This is a genomic window from Aliisedimentitalea sp. MJ-SS2 (genome assembly GCF_032586155.1).
In the GTDB taxonomy this organism is placed as follows: domain Bacteria; phylum Pseudomonadota; class Alphaproteobacteria; order Rhodobacterales; family Rhodobacteraceae; genus JAWHTC01.
Map to the genome: position 1 here is coordinate 99,938 of NZ_JAWHTC010000004.1, position 22,995 is coordinate 122,932.

Consider the following 22,995-nt stretch of genomic DNA (forward strand, 5'->3'; position numbering starts at 1 on the left):
CGGGCGTGGTCGCGATAAAGCTGAGTTGGGTCGAGGGCGCCGATACGGCGATCGCGCTGCCGTCTTACGAGAGCGAGGGCGCGGCCGGGGCGGATGTGCGGGCGAATTTCGTTGACTGCCAAGGAATTACGCTTGAACCTGGCGCACGGGCGCTGATCCCGACCGGGTTGAGGATGGAGATCCCGCAAGGCTTCGAGGTGCAGGTGCGACCGCGCTCGGGCTTGGCGTTGAAGTATGGAATCACGCTGGTCAACAGCCCCGGCACGATTGACAGTGACTATCGCGGCGAACTGGGCGTGATCGTTATGAATGCGGGCGATGCGCCGTTTGTTGTCGAACACGGTGCGCGGATTGCGCAGCTGGTGGTGGCACCGGTAGTGCAAGCGGATTTTTTCCAATCTGACGGGTTGAGCGAGACGGCACGCGGTTCGAGCGGATTCGGCTCGACCGGGGTCGGTTGACGCCATGCTGCTGGTTTTCGGGATTGCCGCGATGATCTGGGGGCTGGGGCGGTTGATGCGTTGGCCAGGGCAGATGGTGTGGGTGCTGATCGTGCTTCTGTGGCTGGCGGTCATGTTGATTCAGCTGACCTTGCCCGAGGGGCATGAGTTGCGGGTGGCGACCGGAGAAAGCCCGGTTCTTTGGGGGTTGATCGGTGGTTTCGCCGTGGCGGTGGCGCTATATGCAAAGGGTCTGGCCTGGCTGCGGGCGCGGGCGGTTGTGCAAGAGGAGGTCCCGGTGTCAGAAGGTATGTATTCCGAGGTCGAGCTGGGGCGCTATGCCCGCCATATCGTGCTGCGCGAGCTGGGTGGACCGGGACAGAAGAAGCTGAAGGCGGCGAAGGTACTGGTGGTGGGCGCCGGGGGGCTGGGTTCGCCGGTGCTGCTCTATCTGGCGGCGGCAGGGGTCGGCACCATCGGCGTGGTGGATGATGACGAGGTGGACGGGTCGAACCTGCAGCGGCAGGTGATTCATTCGGATGACCGGATCGGCATGCCCAAAGTGCATTCAGCGGCGGGTCAGATGCGGGCTTTGAACCCGTTTGTCGAGGTCAAGCCGTATCACCGGCGGTTGGAGGAAGCGACAGCACGGGAGTTGTTTGCCGAGTATGACGTGGTGATCGACGGGACCGACAATTTCGACACACGTTATATGGTTAATCGGACCTGTGTTGCGACGGGCAAGCCCTTGATCTCAGGCGCTATTACCCAGTGGGAAGGGCAACTGTCGGTGTTCGAGCCGGGGGCTGGCGCCCCCTGCTATCAATGCGTGTTTCCCGAGGCTCCGGCGGCGGATCTGGCACCGAGTTGTGCGCAGGCGGGGGTGGTCGGACCGCTGCCCGGGGTGATCGGTACGATGATGGCATTGGAGGCGGTGAAGCTGATCGCAGACGCGGGGCATGTTCTGCGCGGTGAGCTGTTGATCTATGATGGGCTTTGGGGCGAAAGCCGCAAGATCGCGGTGAAACGGCGCGACGATTGCCCGGTTTGTGGCGAAGGTGGCACCGTGTAAGCTGGCCCTATGGCCGATACGCAGACTGACATGAAAGCGGTGATATGCACGCGCTATGGCGGGCCGGATGTTCTGGCGCTGGGTCATGTGCGACGCATTGCGCCGGGACCGGGCCAGATCGAGATTGCGGTGCAGAATGCAACCGTGAACCGCACCGATACGGCGACATTGCGGGCGCATCCGTTTTTTGCCCGGGGCATGACGGGATGGTTGCGGCCACGCCACAAGGTGCCGGGGATGGATTTTGCCGGGGTGGTGGCGCGTGTCGGGGATGGGGTGGAACGGTTTGCCGTGGGGGACCGGGTATTTGGCATGTCACCCGAGCGGTTCGGGACCTATGCCGAGTTTCTGGTGATTGAGGCCGAAGGGCCGGTGGCAACCCTTCCCGATGGCGTGGCGTTGGACGAGGCAGTGATCTGTGAAGGGGCCTGGTATGCCAGTGCGACGGTCAACCAGCTTAAATCGGGACAGAGCCTGCTGATTTATGGGGCATCCGGGGCGATTGGCACGGCGGCGTTGCAGCTGGCCAAGGCGCGGTGTGGAGGTTACGGCCGTTGTGGGCACGCGGCATCTGAACCTTGTGCAGGAGTTGGGAGCGGATCGGGTGATCAACTATCTGGCCGAGGATTTTACCGCTCTGGGGCCGCATTTCGACATGGTGTTCGATGCGGTCGGGCAAACGTCATGGTTTGACTGCCGCAAGTTGTTGCGCCCGGGTGGGGTGTTCCGGGCGACAGACCTGGGGCCCTGGTGGTCGAATATCTGGCTGGGGCTTTGGTCTGCTTTGAGCGGCAGCCGCCGGGTGAGCGTGCCCTTTCCAGGGGATGCGACGGGATTCGTGCGTGAGCTCGCCGAGTTGATGCGGGACGGGGCCATTCGCGGGGTGTTCGATCGGCGGTATCGGTTGGAGGAGGTGCGCGAGGCGTTTCACTATGTCGAGGCCGGCAAGAAGACCGGGATCGTGCAGTTGGATATCAGAGGCGAAGAGGTGGTTCAGCGCCCGCCCAAAGGAGCAGTGGAGTGTTCTTTGTGAAAAATGACGAACTGGTCATCGAGTTCGTGTCGCTGTGCCTAGCGCTGGATCGCGCGGAAATCAAAGCATGGGAGAATGCGACCCGCTTCGAAGATGGCAAGATTGTAGGCAGAATATCAAAAGCTTACGGTGAGATTTGTGAGAACCGCGACGACAGGGTCGATGAACTGCTTAGTCATCAAGACGAAGTGGTTAGATATTGGGCTGCCGCGTGCAATTTGCAGGCGCAGGTCAGGGTACAACCTTCTATACGCGTGATGACGGAAATCAGCGAGAAGTCGGAGCATCCAACACGGGCGGCGAGCGCGCAAGTGGCTTTGTTGTACTTCTCCCGGCTGCAATGATTCGATTGGTGAATTCAGTTGGTGTTGTCCGAACTCGGATCAAGCGCTGGGGCTTGGATTGAGGTAAAGTGCGTGTGCTTCGAGAGCCACCAATCAGATCACAGCACCTGACCAAGGTCGGCGATCAGGTCGTCCGCGTCTTCGAGCCCGACGGACAGGCGGAAGATGCCGTCTCCGGCGAAAGCGCGATAACTGTCGAGCTGCGCGCTGGTGAGTTTGAAAGAGCTGTCCATCAGACCGGCGGTTTCCATCCAGAAGATCAGGCTGCGGTGATGGCCGAGCGAGACGGCGTAGTGGATCACCTTGAGCTTGTCGATCATGGCCTGGGCGGTGGCTTCGCCTTGTGATGCGTTGCCGACCTGGAAGGCGATCATGCCCGAGGTGTTTGTCATCTGGCGTTGGGCAAGCTGGTATTGCGGGTGGCTGGGCAAGCCGGGATAGATCACGCGGGTGACGGAAGACCGGGTTTCCAGCCATTCGGCGACGGCCTGGGCACCGGATTGGTGAGCCTTCATCCGCAGGGGCAAGGTGGCGGCGCCGCGGGCGATGAGCCAAGCGTTGAAAGGTGACAGGATACCGCCGTGATGGATCGAGGCCTCTAACCGCATCTGTTTGATCAACTCGGCAGAACCGGCCACCGCGCCGCCCACCGCGTCACCATGGCCGCCGATATACTTGGTCACTGAATGCATGATCAGGTCGACGCCCAGTTCGGCGGCGTTCTGACCCAGGGGCGATGCGAAGGTGGCATCGCAACTGAGAAGCGCGCCGGCGCCATGAGCCAGTCTCGCCACCGCGGCGAGGTCGGTCAGGCGGCCGATCGGGTTCACCGGGGTTTCGGTGTGGATCAGCTTGGTGTTGGGGCGCAGGGCATTGGCCAGCGCGACAAGGTCGGACAAGTCGACCATCGAGACCTCGATCCCAAGGCGCGGCAGGGTCTCGCGAGCGAGTTCCGTAACACCTGCATAGGAGACGTCCGAAACGATAACGTGGTCGCCCGCGCTGAGAAAGGTGAAGAAGATGGCCGAGGCGGCGGCCATGCCCGAGGCGGTGCAAAGGCAGGCCTCGACCCCTTCCATCGCGGCGATCTTGCGTTCCAGCATGTCAACGGACGGGTTGGACCAGCGGGCATAGAGGTAGGGGCTGTCAGGACCGAGATCATGGGCTGAGAAACCTGCCGGCGCATCGCTGATGAAGGTCGAAGACATGTGGATCGCCGGAGCCGAGGCACCTGTCGTGGGGTCGGGGGCTTCACCCGCGTGAATGGCGGTGGTTTGCGGGCCGCTTTGGGTGTTGCGTTTGGCCATGGCTGTTCCCCTTTCGTTGTGGGGGCAGGTTGTCGCGGGTGTTTTGGAAATGCAATGCAACGTTGGCGTCGGTCAACCGGTCAGGAGCGGGGGCCAGCCCCCGCACCCCCGGGATATTTCTGGCAAAAGGAAGAGGCGGGGTGGATTGTGCCTTGGTTGGCAGGCGCTTATGTCTTGGGGCAATGGTTTTTTGGAGACGCACAGATGACGAACCCGCTTTTGGCAGATTGGGATACGCCGTTCGAAATTGCCCCGTTCGATGCGATTTCGGATGAGGATTTCGCTCCTGCGTTGGAACAGGCGCTGGCGGCGCATGAGGCAGAGATTGCTGCGATCGCAGGGGATGAGGTAGAGGCGGATTTCGACAACGTCATCGGGGCGTTGGAGGCGGCGGGCGGGGCGCTGGACAAGGTGTTGTCGGTGTTCTTTTCGGTTGCGGGGGCGGACAGCAACCCGAAGCGCGAGGAATTGCAGCGCGCATTTTCGCCAAAGCTGGCACGGCATTTTGCGGCGATCAGTGCGAACAAGGCACTGTTTCAGCGGATCGAGGCGGTGTGGGCCAAGCGCGAAAGCCTTGGCCTGAGCGATGAGCAGGCGCGGGTGTTGATGTTGACCCGGCGGGGCTTCCTGCGCTCCGGCGCGGCGCTGGAGGGTGCGGCGGATGCGCGGATGAAGGAGATCAAGGCGCGGCTGGCCGAGCTGGGTACGGCGTTTACCCAGAACCTGCTGGCCGATGAGCGCGAATGGTTCATGGAACTTTCGGAGGACGATCTGGAAGGGTTGCCCGGTTTCGTGGTCGATGCGGCGCGGGCCGCGGGCGAGGAAAAGGGCGCAGGCGGGCCGGTGGTGACCCTGTCACGGTCATTGATCGTGCCGTTCTTGCAGTTTTCGCCGCGCCGTGACCTGCGGCAGAAGGCGTTTGAGGCCTGGGGCGCACGCGGGGCAAATGGCGGTGAGACCGACAACCGTGCGATTGCGCAGGAGACACTGGAGTTGCGCGAAGAGCGGGCGCGGCTTTTGGGCTATGACAATTTCGCCGAGTTCAAGCTTGAGACCGAGATGGCAGGGGCGCCGGACGCGGTGCGCGAGTTGCTGATGGCAGTTTGGCAGCCGGCCAAGGCACGGGCCGAGGCGGACGCGGCCGTGCTTGAAGAGATGATGCATGGCGATGGCGTCAACGCGCAGCTTGAGCCGTGGGATTGGCGTTACTATGCGGAAAAGCGACGCAAGGAAGATCATGATCTGGATGAGGCGGCGTTGAAGCCGTACCTGTCGCTGGAAGCAATGATCGCGGCATCATTTGCCTGTGCCAATCGGCTTTTCGGGTTGGAGTTCAAGCCGCTTGATGTGGCGCTTTATCACGAGGACTGCCGGGCCTGGGAGGTGACGCGGGACGGCAAGCATGTGGCGGTTTTCATTGGCGATTACTTTGCCCGTGGGTCCAAGCGTTCGGGCGCGTGGTGTTCGGCCATGCGGGCGCAGGCGAAGTTTCCCAAGGAACAGGCACCGGTGGTGATCAACGTGTGCAATTTCGCCAAGGGCGATCCGTGCCTTTTGTCCTATGACGACGCGCGGACGTTGTTTCACGAGTTCGGTCACGCGCTGCACCAGATGCTGTCCAATGTGACCTATGAGAGTGTGTCGGGGACGTCCGTTGCGCGGGATTTTGTTGAACTGCCGAGCCAGCTCTATGAACACTGGTTGGAGGTGCCCGACGTGCTGCGCGAGTTCGCGGTGCATGTCGACACAGGCGAGGCGATGCCGGATGACATGCTGGAAAAAGCGTTGGGTGCGGCCAATTTCGATCAGGGTTTCCAGACCGTGGAATTTGTCGCCTCGGCTGTGGTGGATCTCGAGTTTCATGATGGGACGGCACCGGGCGACGTAATGGCAAAACAGGCCGAGGTGCTGGAAGAGATGGGATTGCCGCACGCGATTACCATGCGTCATGCGACCCCACATTTTGCCCATGTCTTTGCCGGGGACGGATACTCGAGCGGGTATTATTCCTACATGTGGTCCGAGGTGATGGATGCCGATGCCTTTGCTGCCTTTGAAGAGGCGGGCGGGGCGTTTGATGAAGCCACCGCGCGGGCGCTGGAAGAAAACATCTTGTCGACTGGCGGGTCGGTGGATGCGGCCGAGCTTTACAAGCGGTTTCGCGGGCGGCTGCCGGGGATTGAGGCGCTGCTCAAGGGGCGGGGATTGGTTGAGGTGTGAGGTATGGTTCGCAGTGAGTGTGCATGCTACCTGCGCGGGGCCAAGCGATGCAGTTTGAGCGCGCCTTTCTCGTATCGACCCCGGATCAGCTGGCCGGGTTTCGACACTTCGGGGAAATCGTCGACACAGTCGCGGTATCGGTCATTTGTGGCAACGCGCGCGCCCTGATCGCGGGCCGCGCGCAGAATGTATTCATCGGCGACCGTCCCTTTGGGCACAACGAAACAATGGGTTTCGGGCAGGTTCAGAAGATCTGCGAAATGCCTGTCATCGAGATATCGGCCAAAGAGGACATGACCGGCAGAGGCATCGAAGATGATGCCAGTGTGGTAGCCACTGGCATGCAATAGATCGAGAAGCTCGGTCACGGTGTCGAGCTTTGGATGGTTGCCGCGCCAGAACATGACGTTCGAGCCGTCGATCACCAGCGTTTTCTCTGTTGGCACGGTGCGCGAAGGTGCGATAGCACGGGGGCGCCGAAGCCAGAGGATGGCAGCGGCGAGTGCCATTGGTCCTGCGATCAGCAACAGGTCGGACAAGCCGGGGATGGCGAAAGCCAGAATAGCACCTGCCACTGATAGCGCGAAGGTAAGAGGCATGAACCACATGGCTCAGATCGTTTGGTCGTAGTCACCCACGCCCGGTTCGGTGCGGATGACCGCGTCGACGTCAGTAATAATCTCTTCACTCTGGTCATTGACCACGCCGCGGCGGTCGCCGTCGCCATCGAACCCAAGGGCGAAGTCTGCGCATAAGCGTTTCACGCTGTCCGACCTGTCGTGCTGCATTTCCATGGCTTCCGGGTTGGGATTTTCGTTGGGGGCGGAGCTTGCACGCCCCCCCGCAATCAAGAAACGGGGAGCCGCACTCTGGGGGAAAAGTTCTCACGTGTGTGGCGAATGAGGCGGCAGGGCCCGGGTTATGACGAAACCTGTTCGCGCAGGATCGACGCGGTCAGTGAGATCATCAGGTAGACGCCGGCAAAGATCAGGAAGGCCAGGATCGTGTTCTCGAAAGCGCGCGGATAGGATGGGGATTCCGCTTGGATCGGCTTGACCGGAACGGTGAGGTAACGGACCTGCTTGCTGGCCTCGGTTTCAGCGGACTTGGCGCTTTCCAGTGCCGATTGCAGGAACATGTCCGCCGATTGCAGGTCGGCCTGCGCCATCTGGATCTTGGCGGCACGGGCGGCCAGGCTGTCCTGGCCATTGGTTTCGGCCGTCATCCGTGCGTTCAGCGTTTCCAGAAGCGCGGCGAGGCGGCGCACGTCGCCGCGCGCGCCGTCGACCTTGGCCCGGTTGGGCCGCGGGTTGTCGAGAAGCGCCGCCAGCTGAAGCTCTTTCTCCAGCAACTCGGCCTCGTAGTTGGCGATCTGCTGGCGCAGCACGCCGAGCTGTTCGGCGGGGTCGACGCCTTGGGTTTCCTGAAGCCGGATCAGGGCTTCCTGCTTGGCGCGGCGGTCGACTTTGGCCTCTTCCAGTTTGCGGTTGGCTAGGCGCATGGAATCGTCGCGTTTCTGTCGCGAAAGGTCATCGACCCGCTCTTCGGCGAAACGGACAAGTAATTCGGAGAATTGGAACGAGGTCTGCGGATTGGCGGCGATCACCTCCATCCGGACCACGCCTTCGGTTGGATCATAGCCGATCTTGACGCTTTTCTTGTACAGCTTGTGCGCGGATTCGTTTGAGGCGTCTGCTGCCAGCCGCTGGATAGGATCGATCCCGGGATCGGCAAAATGCGCCTTGAAACCGTATTCGGCATCCAGCCGGAGCATCGCGTCCTTGGACAGAAGATAGGATTGCACCGCGATACTGTCCTGGCTGTTGTACATCGCCGAGGGCAGCAACCCGCGGCCACCGGTTGCGGCGCCATCGGCCGTCAGGATCATGAACTCGGTCTTGGTGGCGTACATCGGCGTTGCCATGACGAAATAGTACCAGCCGGCCAGGATGGTCGGGATAAAGACGAAGGCCGAAAGCCGGGTGAAGAGCAGCGCCAGCTTGCGCCGGCGGCGTTTGGCGATGTCCTTCTGGATCGCGCCGATTTCGATGGCACGACGGTCGGCAGGGGACATGGTGTCGGTCGAGGGAACGCCGACCTTGCCCAGCTGCACCGTCTGCGGCAATTGCACCTTGCCGCCGCCCATGTCCGGCGGGTTACCACCATTGTCGACCGGCATGGCGGGTGGCTCCTTGCCACCGGCGCCGCCGCCCGCGCCGTCGGCCGGCACGACAAGTTCGAGCATGTTGGAGCGCTGGAACGGGTCGATGCCGCGGACGCGCAATTGGCGAACAGCGTCGAAATCCGAGATCGGGGCGAGCCCATGTTTCTGTGCGACGCGGCGGGCCATGCGCAATTGCCGGCCGGTCAACCCCTCTCTTCGGATCGCGTCGATATCGGTTTCGGCACGGGTCTCGCGGGGTGAGGCGATTTCGGCGGGGGCGGCGTGCGTTTGTGCAGCGGCCTCTGTCGCCTGGGCTTGCGCTTGCGCGGCCTGAGCAGCTTGCGCAGCAGCAGCGGCGGCCTGGGCCTGGGCTGCCTGCATTTGCGCCGCGCGGGCCTGAACGGCCTGGGCTTGCGACGGTTGCGCCTGTTTTGGTGCATCAACCGGGCGGGTCAGGGTGGCCGCCGAAACTGGCCTGTCTGACTTGCGCGGTTGGGGCGCCTCGTCTGTCGTGGGTGCCGCCGAGGGCGGCGGCGTGCCTGCGCCCATGGCCGGCGTGCGGCGGATGCGGAACTTCTTAGCCTTGGGTTTCGTAGTCATAGAGCTGTTTCGCTTCTTCCAAGCTGTCGAACATATGAAGCTTGCCGTTGACGAGAACGGCAGCAGTACTGGCAAACTGTTCCAGGACCTGCGCGCTGTGAGAGACAATCACCACCGTGGTGGTGCGCAGACGTTCGCGCAGGATGTCACCTGCCTTGCGGTTGAACTCGACATCGGTCGAACTGGGCATGCCTTCGTCGATGAGATACATATCGAAATCAAGGGCGAGCATCAGCGCAAAGGAAAACCGCGCCCGCATCCCGGATGAATAAGTGCCGAGCGGCTGTTCGAAATACTCGCCCAAGCCGCAGAGCCAGCGGCAATAGGCCTCGACGTAGTCAGGGTCGAGCCCATAAAGCCGGGCGATGAAGCGCGAGTTTTCGACGGCACTGTGCTTGCTGACCACCCCGCCCATGAACCCCAGCGGGAACGAGATGCGGCAGGCGCGGCGGATTTCACCCTCGTCGGGTTTTTCAAGACCGGCCATCATGTTGATCAAAGTTGTCTTGCCGGTGCCGTTTGGGGCAAGGACGCCCATTGAGCGGCCAAGTTCGACACGGAAGGACACACGGTCAAGGATGACCTTGCGCTGGGTTCCGGTCCAGAAGGACTTGCTCACATTTTCAAACTCGAGCATTTCTAGCTCCGACGCTGCTCTCATCACCCTCTTTAACGGGGTTTTGTTAAGGCTTTCTTTGCCATAACGAGGACTATTATGTCCGATTAACCCCTCTTATTACAACGTCATGCGGCAAAAATATGTCTCGGCGTGGGATAAATCCTTCGCACCGGGCAGATTTGCAGGAAATTGAATGTGTTGGAAACTGTGCGTCAGGGCGGAAAACCGGTCCGGGAGATGTTGAATTTCCATGGACCACGGTATACCTAGGGCCGCAACAAGCGGACGGGGTGAATGTGCCCTGCGAAACTAGGCGAACAGGGGGCTGGCCAGTGCTTCGGATCATCGGTGCGTTTGTTGTGCTCTTGGCGCTGTGGCTGCTGCTGTCGGGCATCTACAAGCCCATGATCATCGGATTCGGCGTGGTGTCGGCCCTGATTGCCGTCTGGGTGGTGGCACGGATGGACGCACAGGATGGCGACGCGGTGACGGTGCCGCTGAAACCCGTTGCCTTCGTTGGATACCTGTTGTGGCTTATGGTCGAGATTGCCAAGGCAAACTGGGCGGTGACCAAGATCGTGATGGCGCCGGTTATGCCGGTGCGTCAGCACCTGTTTGGCGTTCGATATACCCAGAAAACCGACCTCGCCCAAGTGATTTTCGCCAATTCCATCACCCTGACCCCGGGAACGATCACGGTCGAGACCGAACCGGACCGGTTCTTGGTGCATGCGCTTGCCTATACCCATACCACCATCGGTGAGTTGGGCGACATGGACGCGCGCGTCTCGACTGCAGAAGGGGATGTGTGATGTTCATTGCCGCCGCTATCGCGGTCATCATCGGTATGGTTCTGGTGCTGATCCGGCTTTATGACGGGCCGACACTCTATGACCGGGTGCTGGCGGTGAACCTGTTTGGCACTCACACCGTGTTGCTGATCGCGGTGGTCGGGTTCTTGACCGGGCGGCCGGATTTCCTTGATATTGCACTGCTTTATGCGTTGATCAACTTTGTCGGCACCATCGCGGTTCTGAAGTTTTTCCGCTATCGTGCTATTGGCGACATTTCGCAGATACCGGCCGACTCCGACGCATCGCAGGAGGGGATGGAATGAGCACGCTTGAGACCATTCAGGTGGTGCTGAGCTGGGTCCTGATCCTGTCGGGATCGTTCTTTGTTGTCGTTGGCGCCTTTGGTACCTGGCGCTTGCCGGACTTCTGGTCGCGATTGCATGCGGCCTCGGTCACCGACAGCGCCGGGATGATCCTTCTGGTGGCTGGCATGTGCTTGCATTCGGGCCTGACGCTGGTGACCGTGAAGCTGATCGCCATCGGGGTGTTCCTGTTCATCACCGGCCCGACCGCCACCCATGCGGTGGCCAATGCGGCGCTGGTGTCTGGGCTGCGACCACAAGAGGCCGAAGGGCTGATCGGGGCCGAGCCCGCGCCGCTTGAGCCGTCCGTGGACGAGACAGAAAAGGTGGGTAAGTCATAGAAACCTTTATCAATATCGCGCTTTTCACCATGTTGGTGGTGACTGCTTTCGCCATCGTGCGGATGCGGCGGTTGTTTGCCACGGTGATGCTGGCCGGAGTGTTCAGTCTGCTGTCGGCGCTGCTCTTTGTGGTGATGGATGCGGTTGATGTGGCCTTTACCGAAGCTGCCGTGGGCGCGGGGATTTCCACCGTTCTGATGCTGGGGACGCTGGCCCTGACCAGTCGGGTGGAAAAACGCCCGACCCATTCGCATTTTCTGCCGCTTCTGGTGGTGGCAATGACCGGAGCAGTTTTGATCTATGGCACGATGGATATGCCCAATTTCGGCTCGCCGGATGCGCCACCGCAGGTCCATGTCGCGCCGGAATACCTGGAACAGAGCCCGCATGAGATCGGAGTGCCCAACGTGGTGACAGCGATTTTGGCAAGCTATCGCGGCTTTGACACGCTGGGGGAAACCGCGGTGGTTTTTGCTGCCGGGATCGGTGTTCTGTTTCTGATCAGCGGGCTGCGGACACGGCGCGAAGACGATGCAGCGGACGACAACGAGAATGGTCGGGAAGGAGGTGAGGCATGATGCGCCACCACTTGATCCTGCGTGTCGTGACCAAGCTTTTGGTTGGAACAATGATCCTGTTTGCCTTCTACGTGCAGTTTCACGGCGATTACTCCCCTGGCGGAGGCTTCCAGGCCGGCGTGATCATGGCCGTGGCCTTCATCATTTACGGCGTCGTGTTTTCGCTACGCGACGCCCAGGCTGTGTTCCCGCCCTGGCTGGTGCATAAATTGGTGGCGCTGGGGGTGATCATCTATGCCGGAACCGGCGTGGTTTCGATGCTGCTGGGATATGAATACCTGCACTACGGTGCCTTTACTCCGCACCACATGGAACATGGTCAGCACTATGGCATCCTGATTGTCGAGCTGGGCGTGGGTGTCACCGTCACCGGCGTGATGGTGGCGGTCTACTATGCCTTTGCCGGCCGCCCGCCGCGCATCAGCGATGAGGAGTGGTGAGCATGGGCGAGTTCACATGGAATTTCATCGTTGGCCACGTGAATTACTGGCTGGTGATCGTGTTGATGATGACCGGGCTTTATATCGTTGTGGACAAAGGGAATTTCGTCAAGAAGATCGTCGGGCTGAACATTTTCCAGACCAGCGTATTCATGCTCTATATCTCGATCGGCAAGGTCTCGGGCGGCACCGCGCCGATTTTTCCCACCGACATGAAGATTGACCCGGATGTGGTCTATTCCAACCCGCTGCCGCATGTTCTGATCCTGACCGCGATTGTGGTCGGCATTGCCACGACCTCGCTTGGGCTGGCGCTGATCGTGCGCATCCGCGAAGAGTTCGGCACCATCGAAGAAGACGAAATCCTCAAGATCGAGCGCGAGATGGCGTTTGAGGAAACCCGCCTGCATGGCGAAACCATGGGCGGGCGGGCGTAATGGCGACAAACACCGCTGATCAGGCGCAACACGGAACCGAACAGGCCGCTCATGTGGCGCTAACCCTGATGGATCAACTGCCGATCCTGCTAATCCTGGTGCCCTTCATGGCGGCGCCGTTAGTGGTGTTGCTGGGGTCGCGCAAGCTGGCCTGGCCGATTGCCTATGGCGCCGCAACGGCAAGTTTTGTGATGTCGGTCTTCCTGCTGATGCGGGTCATCGGGGGCGAGGTGATCTCTTATCACATCGGGGGCTGGGTACCGCCGCTCGGGATCGAGTACCGGGTGGACGCGGCCAATGCCTTTGTCCTGTTTCTGATCACCGGGATTGCCACGGTGGTTCTGCCCTATGCCAGGGTCAGCATCCTGGCCGAGGTGGGCAGGCAGCAATTGACCCTTTTCTATTCCTGTTTCCTGTTGGCTTTCACAGGTTTGCTGGGCGTTGTTATCACCGGGGATGCGTTCAACGTCTTTGTTTTCCTCGAGATTTCGTCGCTGTCGACCTACGTGTTGATCGCCGCCGGGGCCAAGCGGGACAAACGGGCGCTGACCGCCGCTTATGATTACCTGATCATGGGCACGATTGGTGCCACCTTCTTCGTTATCGGTCTGGGCCTGCTCTACATGGCGACCGGCACGCTGAACATGGCCGATATTGCCGACCGGATTGCCGATCAGAGCGGCAATCGCACGGTGCGCGCCGCGTTCGCCTTTATCCTTGTGGGGATGGGGCTGAAGGCCGCTGTCTATCCGCTGCACCTGTGGCTGCCCAATGCCTATACCTATGCGCCATCTGCCGTGACCGCGTTTCTGGCGGCGACAGCGACCAAGGTGGCGATCTATGTGCTGATGCGGTTCATGTTCTCGGTGTTCCAGCCGGACTATCTGTTCGCGGTGCACACGCTTGAGGTGGTTCTGCTGCCACTTGCCGTGCTGGCGATGTTTGCCGCCAGTATCATTGCGATTTTTCAGACCGACCTGAAACGGCTGCTGGCCTATTCGTCGCTGGCCCAGATCGGCTACATGCTGCTCGGCATTGGCCTGTTGACCGAGACCGGGCTGACCGCCGCCATCGCGCATCTGTTCAACCACGGGATTACCAAGGCGGCATTGTTCATGGGGCTGGGCGCGATTGTCCTGCGCCATGGCAATTCCTTCTGTGACCGGATTACCGGGGCGGGCAAAACGATGCCTTGGACAAGCGCCGCGATGGTGATCGGCGGGCTGTCCCTGATCGGGGTGCCGGGAACGGCAGGTTTCGTGAGCAAATGGGTGCTGGTACAGGGAACGCTTGAGGCCGGATGGTGGCCGCTGGCGATCCTGATCGTGCTGAGCTCGCTTCTGGCGGTGATCTATGTCTGGAAGATGGTCGAGGCACTGTACCTGGCCGAACCGCCGTCGGATGTGGTTGCCAAGGAAGCACCGCTTAGCATGCTGGTGCCGATCTGGATCATGGCGATTGCCTGCATCTGGTTCGGTCTTAACACCGACGTGACGCTGGGCGCGTCGATCAGCGCGGCGCAGGGCTTCATGAACGGGTCCGCAGGGATGATGGTGCATTGATGGAAACCTGGCTCGCCATAACGCTTTCGATGGCTATCCCGACGCTGGCGATGGTCGGCAATATCGTGCTGCGCAACCGAGCCGATCTGCGTGATGGCATGACGCTGCTGGCAGCGGTGCTGACCTTTGCCTGCGTGCTGGTCGTGCTGGGCAACGAGGGCAGCGGCACCACCGAGAAAATGGTGGTCGGGCAGGTCATGCCGGGGATCGAGCTGGCCTTCCACGTGGAACCTCTGGGGTTGATGTTCGCCTTGATTGCCAGTGGGTTGTGGATCCTGACCCACCTTTATGGCATCGGCTACATGCGCGGAAATAACGAGAGCCACCATGCCCGGTTCTTTGCCGCGTTCAGCCTTGCGATTGCCGCGACCATGGGGCTGGCGTTTTCCGCCAACATGTTCACGCTGTTTTTGTTCTACGAGTTGCTGACGATCAGCACCTATCCGCTGGTTGCACATAAAGGCACGCCCGAGGCCATGCGCGGCGCCCGCACCTATCTGGGCATCCTGATGGGCACGTCGATTGCGCTGTTGTTGGTGGCGGTGATCTGGACCTGGGCGGTGACAGGCACGTTGGATTTCCAGTTGGGCGGTATCCTTGAGGGCAGCGTCAACGGGTTGATGGTGCCGATCCTGCTGGGGCTTTACGCCTTCGGCATTGGCAAGGCAGCGTTGATGCCGTTCCACCGCTGGCTGCCTGCCGCGATGGTTGCCCCGACGCCGGTTTCGGCACTGCTGCACGCGGTGGCGGTGGTGAAGGCCGGTGTTTTCACCATGTTGAAGGTCGGGGTCTACATCTTCGGCATTGATTTTCTTGCCGAGACGGGGGCGAGCGAATGGCTGATGTGGCTGGCGGCGTTTTCGATTGTCGCGGCGTCGGTCGTGGCGCTGACCAAGGACAACCTCAAGGCGCGGCTGGCCTATTCGACCGTTAGCCAGCTGAGCTACATCACACTTGGTATGGCGCTGGCCACCTCGATGGGGGTGATCGGCGGCGGCATGCATATCGCGATGCACGCGATGGGCAAGATCACTTTGTTCATGTGCGCCGGTTCGATTTATGTCGCCACGCACAAGACCAATATCAGCCAGATGAGCGGGCTGGGCCGGGCGATGCCGGTGACCTTCATTGCCTTCTTCGTCGGGGCGTTGAGCATCATCGGTCTGCCGCCGCTGGGTGGATCTTGGAGCAAATGGCTGTTGATCATGGGCGCGGCGTCGGTGGAGCAATGGGTGATGATTGGCGTGCTGATGGCCAGTTCGCTTCTGAACGTGGCCTACCTGTTGCCGCTGGTGGGCAAGGGGTTCTTCCTGAAAGGCGACGAAGCCCATGACGAATGGGCCGAGGCCGGGGTTCTGGTCTGGTTGCCACCGGCGATCACTGCGTTCGGCTGTTTGGTATTGTTCTTCTATGCAGGCAGCATTCGGGACTTCCTGATGCCGTTGGTCGGAGGCGCGCCATGATCTATGCGATTGCGATCCTGTCGGCGTTTTTCCTGTTCGCGGCTTTCCTGAAGATTACCGGAAAACCCGAAAAGGTTTTCGAGATACAGATGGAGATGATCGAGAGCTATGGGGTGAGCCGCGGGCAATTCCGCCTGATCGGTATCGTGGAAGGCATTGGCGCTGTGTTGGTGTGGTTCACCGGGTCCGTGCTCGGTCCAATCGGCGCTGGCATGCTGAGCGCGACGTCGTTGGGGGCGATCTTTTTCCATTTGAAATTCGATACCTGGAAACAAGGTGTTCCAGCGATGATCACGTTTGTGCTGTCGACATTCGTCTGGGTGTCACAAGGTGACAAGCTTTTGGCCTTTTTGGGCGCAGGATAGGGGAGTTGGCATGAGCGGGCATCGTGACGAAGATACCAGCAAGTTTCCCCTCCTGGGGCGCCTGTTCCTGTGGGCGGACAACCCGAAATCGGTGAACAAGATGGTTTACGGGCTGTATACGCTCTGTGCGGCGCTTTTCGCGGCCGATTTCCTCTATCACAAGCACGTCTACCTGGCGGTCGAGGAATTCCCCGGGTTCTATGCGCTCTATGGCTTCTTCATGTGCGCCCTGCTGGTGATTTGTGCCAAGGGGATGCGGGTGTTCCTGAAACGGGACGAGGATTACTACACACCTTACGACGTGGAGAGCGAAGAGTACCCCGAGGACCAGTTGGAAAAGGTGGATCACGATGGTTGAGATGATCCCCCCCGCCTTCCTGTTCTTTGCCGCTGCGGTGATCGTGCCGTTCCTGCCGATGATGCTGCGGCCGTTCTTGCTGATCGCGGTGCCGATCCTGTCCGGGCTGATCGTCTGGTCGCTGCCCGAAGGGATGCTGTGGCAGGTCGGTTTCTTTGGTTTCGAACTGGAGCTGATGCGGGTCGATGCGCTGAGCCGTATCTTTGCTCTGATCTTCTCGCTCGCGGCGTTTCTGGGCAATCTCTACGCGTGGCATGTGCGCGATACGGTGCAGCAGGTGGCGGCATTGCTCTATGCGGGCGCAGCTATAGGGGCGGTGTTTGCCGGGGACCTGATCACGCTCTTCTTCTACTGGGAAGGCACGGCGATTGCGTCCGTCTTCCTGATCTGGGCGCGGCGCACAGAAGGGGCCTATCACACCGGCCTGCGGTATCTGATCATCCAGATTGCCAGCGGTGTGATCCTGTTGGCCGGTGCGGTGCTGTGGCATGCAGAAACCGGCTCGATCACGTTTGAGCGGATGACATTGGGATCGCCCGCCACCTACCTGATTTTCTTCAGCTTTGGCATGAAATGTGCCTTCCCGCTGCTCCATAACTGGCTGCAGGATGCCTATCCGGCGGCGACGGTGACGGGCACGGTGATCCTGTCGGCCTTTACCACGAAATTGGCGGTCTATGCGCTGGCGCGCGGCTTTGCCGGGACCGAGGTGCTGATCTATATCGGCGCGCTGATGACGCTCTTTCCGATCTTTTATGCGGTGATCGAGAACGACCTGCGCCGGGTGCTGGCCTATAGCCTCAACAACCAGTTGGGCTTCATGGTTGTGGGGATCGGCATCGGAACCGAGCTGGCGCTGAATGGCACGGCGGCGCATGCGTTTGCCCATATTCTTTACAAGGCTTTGCTGTTCATGTCGGTTGGTGCGGTGCTGTTCAGGACCGGCACGGCCAAGGGCTCGGAACTTGGCGGGCTTTACAAGACCATGCCGCTTACGATGATCTTCTGCGTCGTTGGCGCGGCGTCGATCTCGGCCTTCCCGCTGTTTTCCGGGTTCGTGACCAAGTCACTAATCCTGTCAGCCTCGGCCAAGGAACACTACAATTACATCTGGGCGATCCTGCTCTTTGCCAGCGCCGGGGTGTTCCACCATTCGGGCATCAAGATCCCCTATTTCGCCTTCTTCGCCCATGACAGCGGGAAGCGGCCGAAAGAGGCACCAGTACACATGCTGTTGGCCATGGGGATCACTGCGTTCCTCTGCGTGGCAATTGGTGTTTATCCCGAGCCGCTCTATGCGTTGCTGCCTTACGAGGTGAAATACGAGAGCTACACCACGACCCACGTGATCACCCAACTGCAGCTGCTGTTCTTCTCTGCGCTGGCGTTTACCGTGTTGATGCGAACCGGGATCTACCCGCCCGAGCTTAAATCGGTGAACCTGGATTTCGATTGGAGCTACCGGCGGGCCGGGCGCGCGGTGCTGGGCTATTTCCATGCGGTGGCCGGGCTGAGCGGGGCCTATTTTACCGCGTTGGTCGGAGGCTGGATCGGCCGGGTCTATGACCGATTCCACCACTCGACCGGGCCTGAAGGCAGGCTGGCACAAAGCTGGCCGACAGGCGCGATGGTGCTGTGGATTGCAATCCTGCTGGGTGTGACAATGGCGGTAAATTTCCTCAATTGAAGCTGGATGCGGCGAAGGTGTCGTGTGCCGCCGTTCTATACGCGTGCGCTGGAATTTCCATTCTCAGACCCAGGCGGCCCAGGCAAAGCCGGCGATCACTGCGCCAATCACGGCGTAGCCGATATAGGCAAAAAATACCCGAGGCTTGACCAGCGCCCAGACCGCGATGGCGGCGGGGATACAGCTGACGCCACCGGCAATGACGAAAGACATTGCCGCGCCGGGGGCCATACCCTGGGCCAACAGCGCGTCAACCAGCGGCACGGCGGCATAGCCGTTGAGATAAGCGGGCGCGCCTACGATCGCGCCGAGAAGGATGGGTTTGAGCCCTTCTCCGCCCAGCACGCCGGCGATCCAGTCGGCCGGGACATAGTGCAGCATCAGCGCTTCGAGCACATAGGCCAGCGCCAGCCATTTGAGCAGGAACACCGCGTTTTCCAGCCCCGTGTCCCGGAACATGATCCGGCGATCCTCGTGCGGCCAGAATTTCCAAACAGGCTGACCCGAGAAGGGTTTCTTAACCCCACAGCAGCCGCCCACTGCTGGCTTTTCGCGCAGGGGATCGGTAAAGACCGGCGAGTATTTCAAGACCATGGTTCCGAAGCCTCCCATGGCGCCGATGATGATGGCGGCAAAGGTTTTGGCCATGGCGAACTCAAAGCCCAGCGTGCCTGAGGTGATGGCAAACATCGCCGGGTCCATCAGCGGCGAGGCCAGCCAGAAGGCCATGACCGCGCTGAGCGGTGCCCCTACGGCCAACAGGGCGGCGATGAACGGGATCACTTCACAGGAGCAGAAAGGCGACAACCCACCCAGGAGGGCGGCCATCACGATCATTCGCATCTCGCGCCCCTCGAACGCCTTGGCCAGCAGGGATTCGGCACCGGTGGCCTTGAGATAGGCGACCGCGAGGACGGCGAAGGCGATGAAGGGGGCGGTGTGTGTCAGCGCGCCTAGGCCAAAGCGGATTGTCGGTAGTAGCTGTGGCGGGTCTAGGACGGCCAGGGTCAATAGGATCAACCCGAGTGCTACCCAAGCCTTGTCGAGATTGCGCAGGCTGAAACGCCGGGGGGATTGGGAGATATCAGTCATCGGCGTGGCCTTCATGGGAGCTTTTGGCGGGGCTGTCGGCACAGCATTCGCGCAGCAGGAATTGTGACAGGCCGTGCAGTTCCTCATAGGCGACGGCGGCGCAGATGATCTGCCGCCCCTTGCGGGCTTGAGTCACCAGACCGGCCTGGGCAAGGATCTTCATATGATGGGTCAGAGTCGAGCCGGTTACGCCGCTGCGCTGACCCAATGCACCAATGGTCAGCCCGTCCGGCCCGGCCCGCACCAGGCTGCGCAGCACGCCGAGGCGTTGTTCGGAGCCAAGCGCGGCAAAGGTCGAGGCGGCGCGAGTCAGATCAAGGTCGGTCGGGTCAGAATGTTTCATGATTCTCGAAATATCGAAATGAGCCGACGGTGTCGAGAGTTATTTCGATAATTCTCGAAGTGTTGGGTTCCCGCAGTGGCTGCGCTAGGGTCGCGCCATGCAGGATCTGGCCAAAAAAATCACCGCTTGCCGTCTCTGTGCGGAGCAGTTTGCCGCGACCCATACGGCCCATAACCCGCGCCCGGTGGCCTGGTTCAAACCCGAGGCGCGCATCCTGGTGGCGGGGCAGGCGCCGGGGATGCGGGTGTACGAGACGGGCCTGCCATTCAATGATCCCTCGGGCGACAGGCTGCGGGAATGGATGGGCATCGAGCGTGACACATTCTATGACCGAAATCGTTTAGCAATTGTTCCGATGGCGTTCTGTTTCCCTGGCTATGACGCCAAGGGCAGCGATCTGCCACCGCCGAAGATCTGCGCCGCGACCTGGCATGATCAGGTGATGGAGGCCTTGGGCGAAGTGCGGTTGACCCTGCTGGTGGGCGGATATGCGCATCGCTGGCACCTGGGAGTCAAAACCGGCGTGACCGAGACCGTGCGGGCGTGGCGCAATCATGGCAGCGGCGTTTTCCCCTTGCCGCACCCGTCCTGGCGCAATACCGCATGGCTGAAGAAAAACCTGTGGTTCGGGGACGAGGTTCTGCCCGCTCTGCGCCACGCAGTGAAAGAGGCCCTGACATCATGAGTGAGACCGCGCTGGATATCGCCCACCGGGAGATGGAGACAAGCGACACCGCGCGTCTGCGGTTCTACGAGGTGTTTGCCGACAGCGAGTTGTTTCTGCTGCTGGCGGGTGAGGCCGTGGGCGATCAAGTGGAGCCGGAGGCGATTGAAGTGGAAGGCCGGCCCTATGTTCTGGCCTTTGACAGCGAAGAGCGCTTGGCGAGCTTTGCCGGGCAAGTGTCGGATTTCGCGATGGTTTCCGGGCGCGGCTTGGTCGAGATGCTGGGCGGGCAGGAGGTTGGCATAGGGCTGAACCTCGAGGCGCCGTCAGCCGTGTTGCTGCCGCCCGAGGCGCTGAGCTGGTTGGCGTCGACCTTGGCCGAAACGCCGGAAGAGGCGCAGGAGGACATCGAGGAAATAATGGTGCCGTCGCTTGCGGAAGACGGGCTTGCGGCGTTGGATGCGAAATTGGCCCGTGCGGGCGGATTGGCGCAGGCCGCTTGGCTGGTCGGCGCACGGTTCAAAGGCGGGCGGCGCGGTCATGTGCTGGCCATTGCCGGGGCGGTGGCGGGAGCAGAGATGGCCCTGGCCAAGTCCATTGGCGAGGCACTGGTGTTTTCCGGCCTCGACGAGGCCGCTGTCGATGTGACGTTCCTGCCCGAGGACAGCGCATCGATCGGGCGGTTTGCGCTGGTAGGGCGGCGTTTTGACCTGCCGGTGCCGGAGCCGGTCGAAGAGGTTCAGGTGCCCGGTCGTGCGCCGGGCATGGATCCCAGCAAACCACCAAAGCTTAAATGACCGGTTAACCGGGCGGTTCAGTAGCCTTGCGTGCGGTCCACAAGATACAGGAACGGTTCGCCAGCCTCACCGCGCCGGACGTTTTCGGCAATCACTTCCGCAGCTGGGCCGGGCCGGGTTTCCGAAGCGATATGGGGGGTTACGGTCACCTTCTCATGTGCCCAATATGGGTGGTCACTAGGCAAAGGTTCGACCCGGAACACATCCAGCGTGGCGTGGGCGATTTGACCACTGTCGAGCGCGGCCAGCAGCGCGTCGTCGTCGATTAGCGTGCCGCGTCCGGGGTTGATGACAAAGGCGCCAGGGGCGGTCAGGCCCAAGGTCTCTGCATTGAGCGTGTTCTCGGTTGCGGGGGTGTTAGGCAGCAGAAGAATAATGATTTCAGCGCCTTTCAGGGCGTCCTTCAAACCATCGGTGCCATGGCAGGTGGTGATCCCGTCAACAGACTTGGGACTGCGTGACCAGCCGGTGACAGGAAATCCAAGCGCCGCCAGCGCGCGGCCGCAGGCCAGCCCCAGTTCTCCAAGCCCAAGGATGGTCACCGGGCGTTCGTTTGCCATCGGAGGAATCCGAACTTGCCATTGATTTGAAGGGTTTACGATATGCGCATCCATGCCGAGATGATGGCGCAGGGTATGGCCGGTAACCCACTCGACCATGCCTTCCGTGAGGCCGCCGCCGACCATGCGGGCAAGCGGAAGTTTGAGCGTTGGATTGGGGGCAACGCTTTCCACACCCGCCCAAAGGTTGAGCACAGCCTTGGCGCGGGTGTAAGGCGTGAAGTCCTGCACATCCGAGTTGGGAGCGTAGACAATGTAGTCTACCTCTTCTGGCGGAAATTCCGTTTTCAGGGAATAGGTTATGCCGGTTTTCTCAAGTGCCTTATGCAGCGGGTTTTCGTATTCGGCCCAGCGTTTGGGATGGGCTGCGAAGAGGATGTTGACGGTCATTGGCGGGTCTTTCTCGGCTGCTGCTTGCACTGTAGCGTCGCCTTTTGCGGCGCAGGTTTCAAGCACCGTACTGCATGGTTAACGGCAAGGATTTTTTGAAAATTAACGGGCTGGAATCCGTCTGGTTCCTGTCGGGTATCTGTCTGGCGTTCGGTGGAACAGGGGTTTGTTCATGAATGTCTTACCTCTGCGCACGGTCAGAAGTCGGTCAGCAATCGCGTGGTTTCAGGGTCGAGAAATCCCGCCACGGTGGCATCGGTTTCCAGCTGCAAGGCGCGGTGGATGTCGGGAATGGCGGCGTGGTTGAGCACGCGTTTCATCGCCCGCACGGAAAGTGTCGGCAAGGCGGCGAGGCGCTCGGCGACCTTGGTGGCTTCGGCCAAGAGCTGATCGTCGGGCGCGACCCGCCAGGCGACGCCGAGATCGCGCAGCTCGGCGGCTGAATAGCGATCGCCCAGCATCATCATCTCGCGCGCCATGTTGAGGCCGACGAGGTTGGGCAGGAGCGTGGTGACAGCCCCGGTGACGAAGAGGTTGAGCGACACCTCGGGGAAAAAGGCGCGGGCGCATTCAGCCCAGATCGGGAAATCACAGTTGATGGCCCATTCGAAACCGCCGCCCACGGCCCAGCCATTGATCGCGCCAACCACCGGCTTGGGGCCGAGCATGATGGCATGGGTGGCGCGTTGGATGGCAGCCACGGCATCGCGGGCCTGGGCCTCGGTCTCGGGGTGGGTGTGTTCACGGCGGTCATCGCCAGCGCAGAATGCCTTGCCCGCGCCGGTAAAAATGATGGCGTTCGTGTCGGGACAGGCATTGGCGTCATCAAAGGCGATGGCGACCTCGTCGATCAGGCGGCGGTTCATCGCGTTCAGGCTGTCGGGACGGTTCAGCGTGATGGTGCGCACCGCGTTGCGCCCGAGGGTTGAAAGGATGGTGTCATAGGTGAAATCGTTCATGTTC

At 61.0% G+C, this 22,995-nt stretch carries 27 protein-coding genes and 1 pseudogene; 19 read left to right on the plus strand and 9 right to left on the minus strand.

What is annotated here, in order from left to right; translation table 11 throughout:
- Positions 1 to 5 precede the first annotated feature (5 nt).
- The 5 genes from dut to RXV86_RS15650 are packed head-to-tail and all read left to right on the plus strand — an operon-like array spanning position 6 to position 2,889.
- Positions 6 to 461, plus strand: coding sequence for a dUTP diphosphatase (gene dut, locus RXV86_RS15630; protein ID WP_316301188.1), 456 nt, complete (start codon positions 6 to 8; stop codon positions 459 to 461).
- 4 nt (positions 462 to 465) lie between these two features.
- Positions 466 to 1,512, plus strand: coding sequence for a molybdopterin-synthase adenylyltransferase MoeB (locus RXV86_RS15635; RefSeq protein WP_316301189.1), 1,047 nt, complete (start codon positions 466 to 468; stop codon positions 1,510 to 1,512).
- Positions 1,513 to 1,521: 9 nt separating this feature from the next.
- Positions 1,522 to 2,205: an alcohol dehydrogenase catalytic domain-containing protein gene (locus RXV86_RS15640; protein ID WP_316301190.1), complete on the plus strand. Its 684-nt coding sequence runs from the start codon at positions 1,522 to 1,524 to the stop codon at positions 2,203 to 2,205.
- Positions 2,093 to 2,545 carry a zinc-binding dehydrogenase gene (locus RXV86_RS15645; protein ID WP_316301191.1) on the plus strand — a complete coding sequence of 151 codons (453 nt, stop codon included), beginning with the start codon at positions 2,093 to 2,095 and terminating at the stop codon, positions 2,543 to 2,545. The genes RXV86_RS15640 and RXV86_RS15645 overlap by 113 nt, the downstream gene beginning before the upstream one ends.
- A complete protein-coding gene (locus tag RXV86_RS15650; protein ID WP_316301192.1) occupies positions 2,533 to 2,889 on the plus strand; it encodes a hypothetical protein in 357 nt (118 codons plus the stop codon). The genes RXV86_RS15645 and RXV86_RS15650 overlap by 13 nt, the downstream gene beginning before the upstream one ends.
- A gap of 98 nt (positions 2,890 to 2,987) precedes the next feature.
- Here the strand turns inward: RXV86_RS15650 and RXV86_RS15655 are convergent, their stop codons facing one another.
- Positions 2,988 to 4,196: a PLP-dependent aspartate aminotransferase family protein gene (locus tag RXV86_RS15655; protein ID WP_316301193.1), complete on the minus strand. Its 1,209-nt coding sequence runs from the start codon at positions 4,194 to 4,196 to the stop codon at positions 2,988 to 2,990.
- A 204-nt stretch (positions 4,197 to 4,400) separates the two neighbouring features.
- On the opposite strand from RXV86_RS15655, the gene RXV86_RS15660 reads away from it, so the two are divergent.
- Complete coding sequence (locus RXV86_RS15660) at positions 4,401 to 6,416, plus strand: M3 family metallopeptidase (RefSeq protein ID WP_316301194.1); 2,016 nt, start codon at positions 4,401 to 4,403, stop codon at positions 6,414 to 6,416.
- Between the two features lie 26 nt (positions 6,417 to 6,442).
- On the opposite strand, the gene RXV86_RS15665 is transcribed toward RXV86_RS15660, so the two are convergent.
- The 4 genes and pseudogenes from RXV86_RS15665 to RXV86_RS15680 all read right to left on the minus strand — a co-directional run bounded on the left by RXV86_RS15665 (position 6,443) and on the right by RXV86_RS15680 (position 9,817).
- Positions 6,443 to 7,015: a hypothetical protein gene (locus RXV86_RS15665; protein ID WP_316301195.1), complete on the minus strand. Its 573-nt coding sequence runs from the start codon at positions 7,013 to 7,015 to the stop codon at positions 6,443 to 6,445.
- 78 nt (positions 7,016 to 7,093) lie between these two features.
- Positions 7,094 to 7,243, minus strand: a pseudogene (locus tag RXV86_RS15670) (phosphomannomutase/phosphoglucomutase); the annotation flags it as partial.
- Between the two features lie 92 nt (positions 7,244 to 7,335).
- A complete protein-coding gene (locus RXV86_RS15675; protein WP_316301196.1) occupies positions 7,336 to 9,180 on the minus strand; it encodes a capsule biosynthesis protein in 1,845 nt (614 codons plus the stop codon).
- Positions 9,158 to 9,817 carry an ATP-binding cassette domain-containing protein gene (locus RXV86_RS15680; protein ID WP_316301197.1) on the minus strand — a complete coding sequence of 220 codons (660 nt, stop codon included), beginning with the start codon at positions 9,815 to 9,817 and terminating at the stop codon, positions 9,158 to 9,160. Before RXV86_RS15680 ends, RXV86_RS15675 begins: the two co-directional genes overlap by 23 nt.
- Before the next feature lie 314 nt (positions 9,818 to 10,131).
- Here RXV86_RS15680 and RXV86_RS15685 point away from each other — a divergent pair, with 314 nt between their 5' ends.
- From RXV86_RS15685 to RXV86_RS15735, 11 genes are read left to right on the plus strand one after another with little or no spacing between them, the layout of a single operon-like run.
- Positions 10,132 to 10,611 (plus strand): Na+/H+ antiporter subunit E, encoded by a 480-nt coding sequence (locus tag RXV86_RS15685; protein ID WP_316301198.1) that lies wholly within the window; start codon positions 10,132 to 10,134, stop codon positions 10,609 to 10,611.
- Complete coding sequence (locus RXV86_RS15690; protein ID WP_316301199.1) at positions 10,611 to 10,916, plus strand: monovalent cation/H+ antiporter complex subunit F; 306 nt, start codon at positions 10,611 to 10,613, stop codon at positions 10,914 to 10,916. The genes RXV86_RS15685 and RXV86_RS15690 overlap by 1 nt, the downstream gene beginning before the upstream one ends.
- Positions 10,913 to 11,296, plus strand: coding sequence for a monovalent cation/H(+) antiporter subunit G (gene mnhG / locus RXV86_RS15695; protein ID WP_316301200.1), 384 nt, complete (start codon positions 10,913 to 10,915; stop codon positions 11,294 to 11,296). The genes RXV86_RS15690 and mnhG overlap by 4 nt, the downstream gene beginning before the upstream one ends.
- A 14-nt stretch (positions 11,297 to 11,310) precedes the next feature.
- Positions 11,311 to 11,874 (plus strand): DUF4040 domain-containing protein, encoded by a 564-nt coding sequence (locus tag RXV86_RS15700; RefSeq protein ID WP_316301576.1) that lies wholly within the window; start codon positions 11,311 to 11,313, stop codon positions 11,872 to 11,874.
- Positions 11,871 to 12,314 carry a Na(+)/H(+) antiporter subunit B gene (locus tag RXV86_RS15705; RefSeq protein WP_316301201.1) on the plus strand — a complete coding sequence of 148 codons (444 nt, stop codon included), beginning with the start codon at positions 11,871 to 11,873 and terminating at the stop codon, positions 12,312 to 12,314. The genes RXV86_RS15700 and RXV86_RS15705 overlap by 4 nt, the downstream gene beginning before the upstream one ends.
- Before the next feature lie 2 nt (positions 12,315 to 12,316).
- The gene (locus RXV86_RS15710; RefSeq protein WP_316301202.1) at positions 12,317 to 12,751 is read left to right on the plus strand and encodes a cation:proton antiporter subunit C; all 435 of its coding nucleotides are present in this window, start codon (positions 12,317 to 12,319) and stop codon (positions 12,749 to 12,751) included.
- Positions 12,751 to 14,313 (plus strand): monovalent cation/H+ antiporter subunit D family protein, encoded by a 1,563-nt coding sequence (locus RXV86_RS15715; protein ID WP_316301203.1) that lies wholly within the window; start codon positions 12,751 to 12,753, stop codon positions 14,311 to 14,313. Before RXV86_RS15710 ends, RXV86_RS15715 begins: the two co-directional genes overlap by 1 nt.
- On the plus strand, positions 14,313 to 15,776 hold the full coding sequence (locus tag RXV86_RS15720) for a proton-conducting transporter membrane subunit (RefSeq protein ID WP_316301204.1): 1,464 nt from the start codon (positions 14,313 to 14,315) through the stop codon (positions 15,774 to 15,776). The genes RXV86_RS15715 and RXV86_RS15720 overlap by 1 nt, the downstream gene beginning before the upstream one ends.
- Complete coding sequence (locus RXV86_RS15725; protein WP_316301205.1) at positions 15,773 to 16,141, plus strand: DoxX family protein; 369 nt, start codon at positions 15,773 to 15,775, stop codon at positions 16,139 to 16,141. Before RXV86_RS15720 ends, RXV86_RS15725 begins: the two co-directional genes overlap by 4 nt.
- 10 nt (positions 16,142 to 16,151) lie before the next feature.
- Entirely contained in the window at positions 16,152 to 16,499 is a 348-nt protein-coding gene (locus RXV86_RS15730; RefSeq protein ID WP_316301206.1) for a hypothetical protein, read from the plus strand.
- The gene (locus RXV86_RS15735) at positions 16,492 to 18,186 is read left to right on the plus strand and encodes a Na(+)/H(+) antiporter subunit D (RefSeq protein ID WP_316301207.1); all 1,695 of its coding nucleotides are present in this window, start codon (positions 16,492 to 16,494) and stop codon (positions 18,184 to 18,186) included. The genes RXV86_RS15730 and RXV86_RS15735 overlap by 8 nt, the downstream gene beginning before the upstream one ends.
- Before the next feature lie 63 nt (positions 18,187 to 18,249).
- Here RXV86_RS15735 and RXV86_RS15740 read toward each other — a convergent pair whose 3' ends face one another.
- Both RXV86_RS15740 and RXV86_RS15745 read right to left on the minus strand, forming a co-directional pair.
- Complete coding sequence (locus RXV86_RS15740) at positions 18,250 to 19,278, minus strand: permease (RefSeq protein WP_316301208.1); 1,029 nt, start codon at positions 19,276 to 19,278, stop codon at positions 18,250 to 18,252.
- A complete protein-coding gene (locus RXV86_RS15745) occupies positions 19,271 to 19,621 on the minus strand; it encodes a metalloregulator ArsR/SmtB family transcription factor (protein WP_316301209.1) in 351 nt (116 codons plus the stop codon). Before RXV86_RS15745 ends, RXV86_RS15740 begins: the two co-directional genes overlap by 8 nt.
- A gap of 97 nt (positions 19,622 to 19,718) precedes the next feature.
- Between RXV86_RS15745 and RXV86_RS15750 the strand changes: the two genes are divergently transcribed.
- Together RXV86_RS15750 and RXV86_RS15755 are read left to right on the plus strand one after the other, a co-directional pair.
- Complete coding sequence (locus RXV86_RS15750; protein WP_316301210.1) at positions 19,719 to 20,306, plus strand: uracil-DNA glycosylase family protein; 588 nt, start codon at positions 19,719 to 19,721, stop codon at positions 20,304 to 20,306.
- Positions 20,303 to 21,082: an SseB family protein gene (locus RXV86_RS15755; protein ID WP_316301211.1), complete on the plus strand. Its 780-nt coding sequence runs from the start codon at positions 20,303 to 20,305 to the stop codon at positions 21,080 to 21,082. The genes RXV86_RS15750 and RXV86_RS15755 overlap by 4 nt, the downstream gene beginning before the upstream one ends.
- 17 nt (positions 21,083 to 21,099) lie before the next feature.
- Here RXV86_RS15755 and RXV86_RS15760 read toward each other — a convergent pair whose 3' ends face one another.
- Complete coding sequence (locus RXV86_RS15760; RefSeq protein WP_316301212.1) at positions 21,100 to 22,032, minus strand: glyoxylate/hydroxypyruvate reductase A; 933 nt, start codon at positions 22,030 to 22,032, stop codon at positions 21,100 to 21,102.
- Between the two features lie 197 nt (positions 22,033 to 22,229).
- Positions 22,230 to 22,991 (minus strand): enoyl-CoA hydratase/isomerase family protein, encoded by a 762-nt coding sequence (locus RXV86_RS15765; RefSeq protein ID WP_316301213.1) that lies wholly within the window; start codon positions 22,989 to 22,991, stop codon positions 22,230 to 22,232.
- Positions 22,992 to 22,995: the final 4 nt, after the last annotated feature.

What these genes read in the sequence shown, in the direction of transcription:
- RXV86_RS15745 (WP_316301209.1), bottom strand. Translation starts at nt 19,621, where the DNA reads ATGAAACATTCTGACCCGACCGACCTTGATCTGACTCGCGCCGCCTCG.
- RXV86_RS15750 (WP_316301210.1), top strand. Translation starts at nt 19,719, where the DNA reads ATGCAGGATCTGGCCAAAAAAATCACCGCTTGCCGTCTCTGTGCGGAG.
- RXV86_RS15680 (WP_316301197.1), bottom strand. Translation starts at nt 9,817, where the DNA reads ATGCTCGAGTTTGAAAATGTGAGCAAGTCCTTCTGGACCGGAACCCAG.
- RXV86_RS15735 (WP_316301207.1), top strand. Translation starts at nt 16,492, where the DNA reads ATGGTTGAGATGATCCCCCCCGCCTTCCTGTTCTTTGCCGCTGCGGTG.
- RXV86_RS15725 (WP_316301205.1), top strand. Translation starts at nt 15,773, where the DNA reads ATGATCTATGCGATTGCGATCCTGTCGGCGTTTTTCCTGTTCGCGGCT.
- RXV86_RS15660 (WP_316301194.1), top strand. Translation starts at nt 4,401, where the DNA reads ATGACGAACCCGCTTTTGGCAGATTGGGATACGCCGTTCGAAATTGCC.
- RXV86_RS15755 (WP_316301211.1), top strand. Translation starts at nt 20,303, where the DNA reads ATGAGTGAGACCGCGCTGGATATCGCCCACCGGGAGATGGAGACAAGC.
- RXV86_RS15635 (WP_316301189.1), top strand. Translation starts at nt 466, where the DNA reads ATGCTGCTGGTTTTCGGGATTGCCGCGATGATCTGGGGGCTGGGGCGG.
- RXV86_RS15675 (WP_316301196.1), bottom strand. Translation starts at nt 9,180, where the DNA reads ATGACTACGAAACCCAAGGCTAAGAAGTTCCGCATCCGCCGCACGCCG.
- RXV86_RS15740 (WP_316301208.1), bottom strand. Translation starts at nt 19,278, where the DNA reads ATGACTGATATCTCCCAATCCCCCCGGCGTTTCAGCCTGCGCAATCTC.
- RXV86_RS15760 (WP_316301212.1), bottom strand. Translation starts at nt 22,032, where the DNA reads ATGACCGTCAACATCCTCTTCGCAGCCCATCCCAAACGCTGGGCCGAA.
- mnhG (WP_316301200.1), top strand. Translation starts at nt 10,913, where the DNA reads ATGAGCACGCTTGAGACCATTCAGGTGGTGCTGAGCTGGGTCCTGATC.
- RXV86_RS15710 (WP_316301202.1), top strand. Translation starts at nt 12,317, where the DNA reads ATGGGCGAGTTCACATGGAATTTCATCGTTGGCCACGTGAATTACTGG.
- RXV86_RS15720 (WP_316301204.1), top strand. Translation starts at nt 14,313, where the DNA reads ATGGAAACCTGGCTCGCCATAACGCTTTCGATGGCTATCCCGACGCTG.
- RXV86_RS15705 (WP_316301201.1), top strand. Translation starts at nt 11,871, where the DNA reads ATGATGCGCCACCACTTGATCCTGCGTGTCGTGACCAAGCTTTTGGTT.
- RXV86_RS15690 (WP_316301199.1), top strand. Translation starts at nt 10,611, where the DNA reads ATGTTCATTGCCGCCGCTATCGCGGTCATCATCGGTATGGTTCTGGTG.
- RXV86_RS15765 (WP_316301213.1), bottom strand. Translation starts at nt 22,991, where the DNA reads ATGAACGATTTCACCTATGACACCATCCTTTCAACCCTCGGGCGCAAC.
- RXV86_RS15655 (WP_316301193.1), bottom strand. Translation starts at nt 4,196, where the DNA reads ATGGCCAAACGCAACACCCAAAGCGGCCCGCAAACCACCGCCATTCAC.
- RXV86_RS15730 (WP_316301206.1), top strand. Translation starts at nt 16,152, where the DNA reads ATGAGCGGGCATCGTGACGAAGATACCAGCAAGTTTCCCCTCCTGGGG.
- RXV86_RS15715 (WP_316301203.1), top strand. Translation starts at nt 12,751, where the DNA reads ATGGCGACAAACACCGCTGATCAGGCGCAACACGGAACCGAACAGGCC.
- RXV86_RS15665 (WP_316301195.1), bottom strand. Translation starts at nt 7,015, where the DNA reads ATGCCTCTTACCTTCGCGCTATCAGTGGCAGGTGCTATTCTGGCTTTC.
- RXV86_RS15640 (WP_316301190.1), top strand. Translation starts at nt 1,522, where the DNA reads ATGGCCGATACGCAGACTGACATGAAAGCGGTGATATGCACGCGCTAT.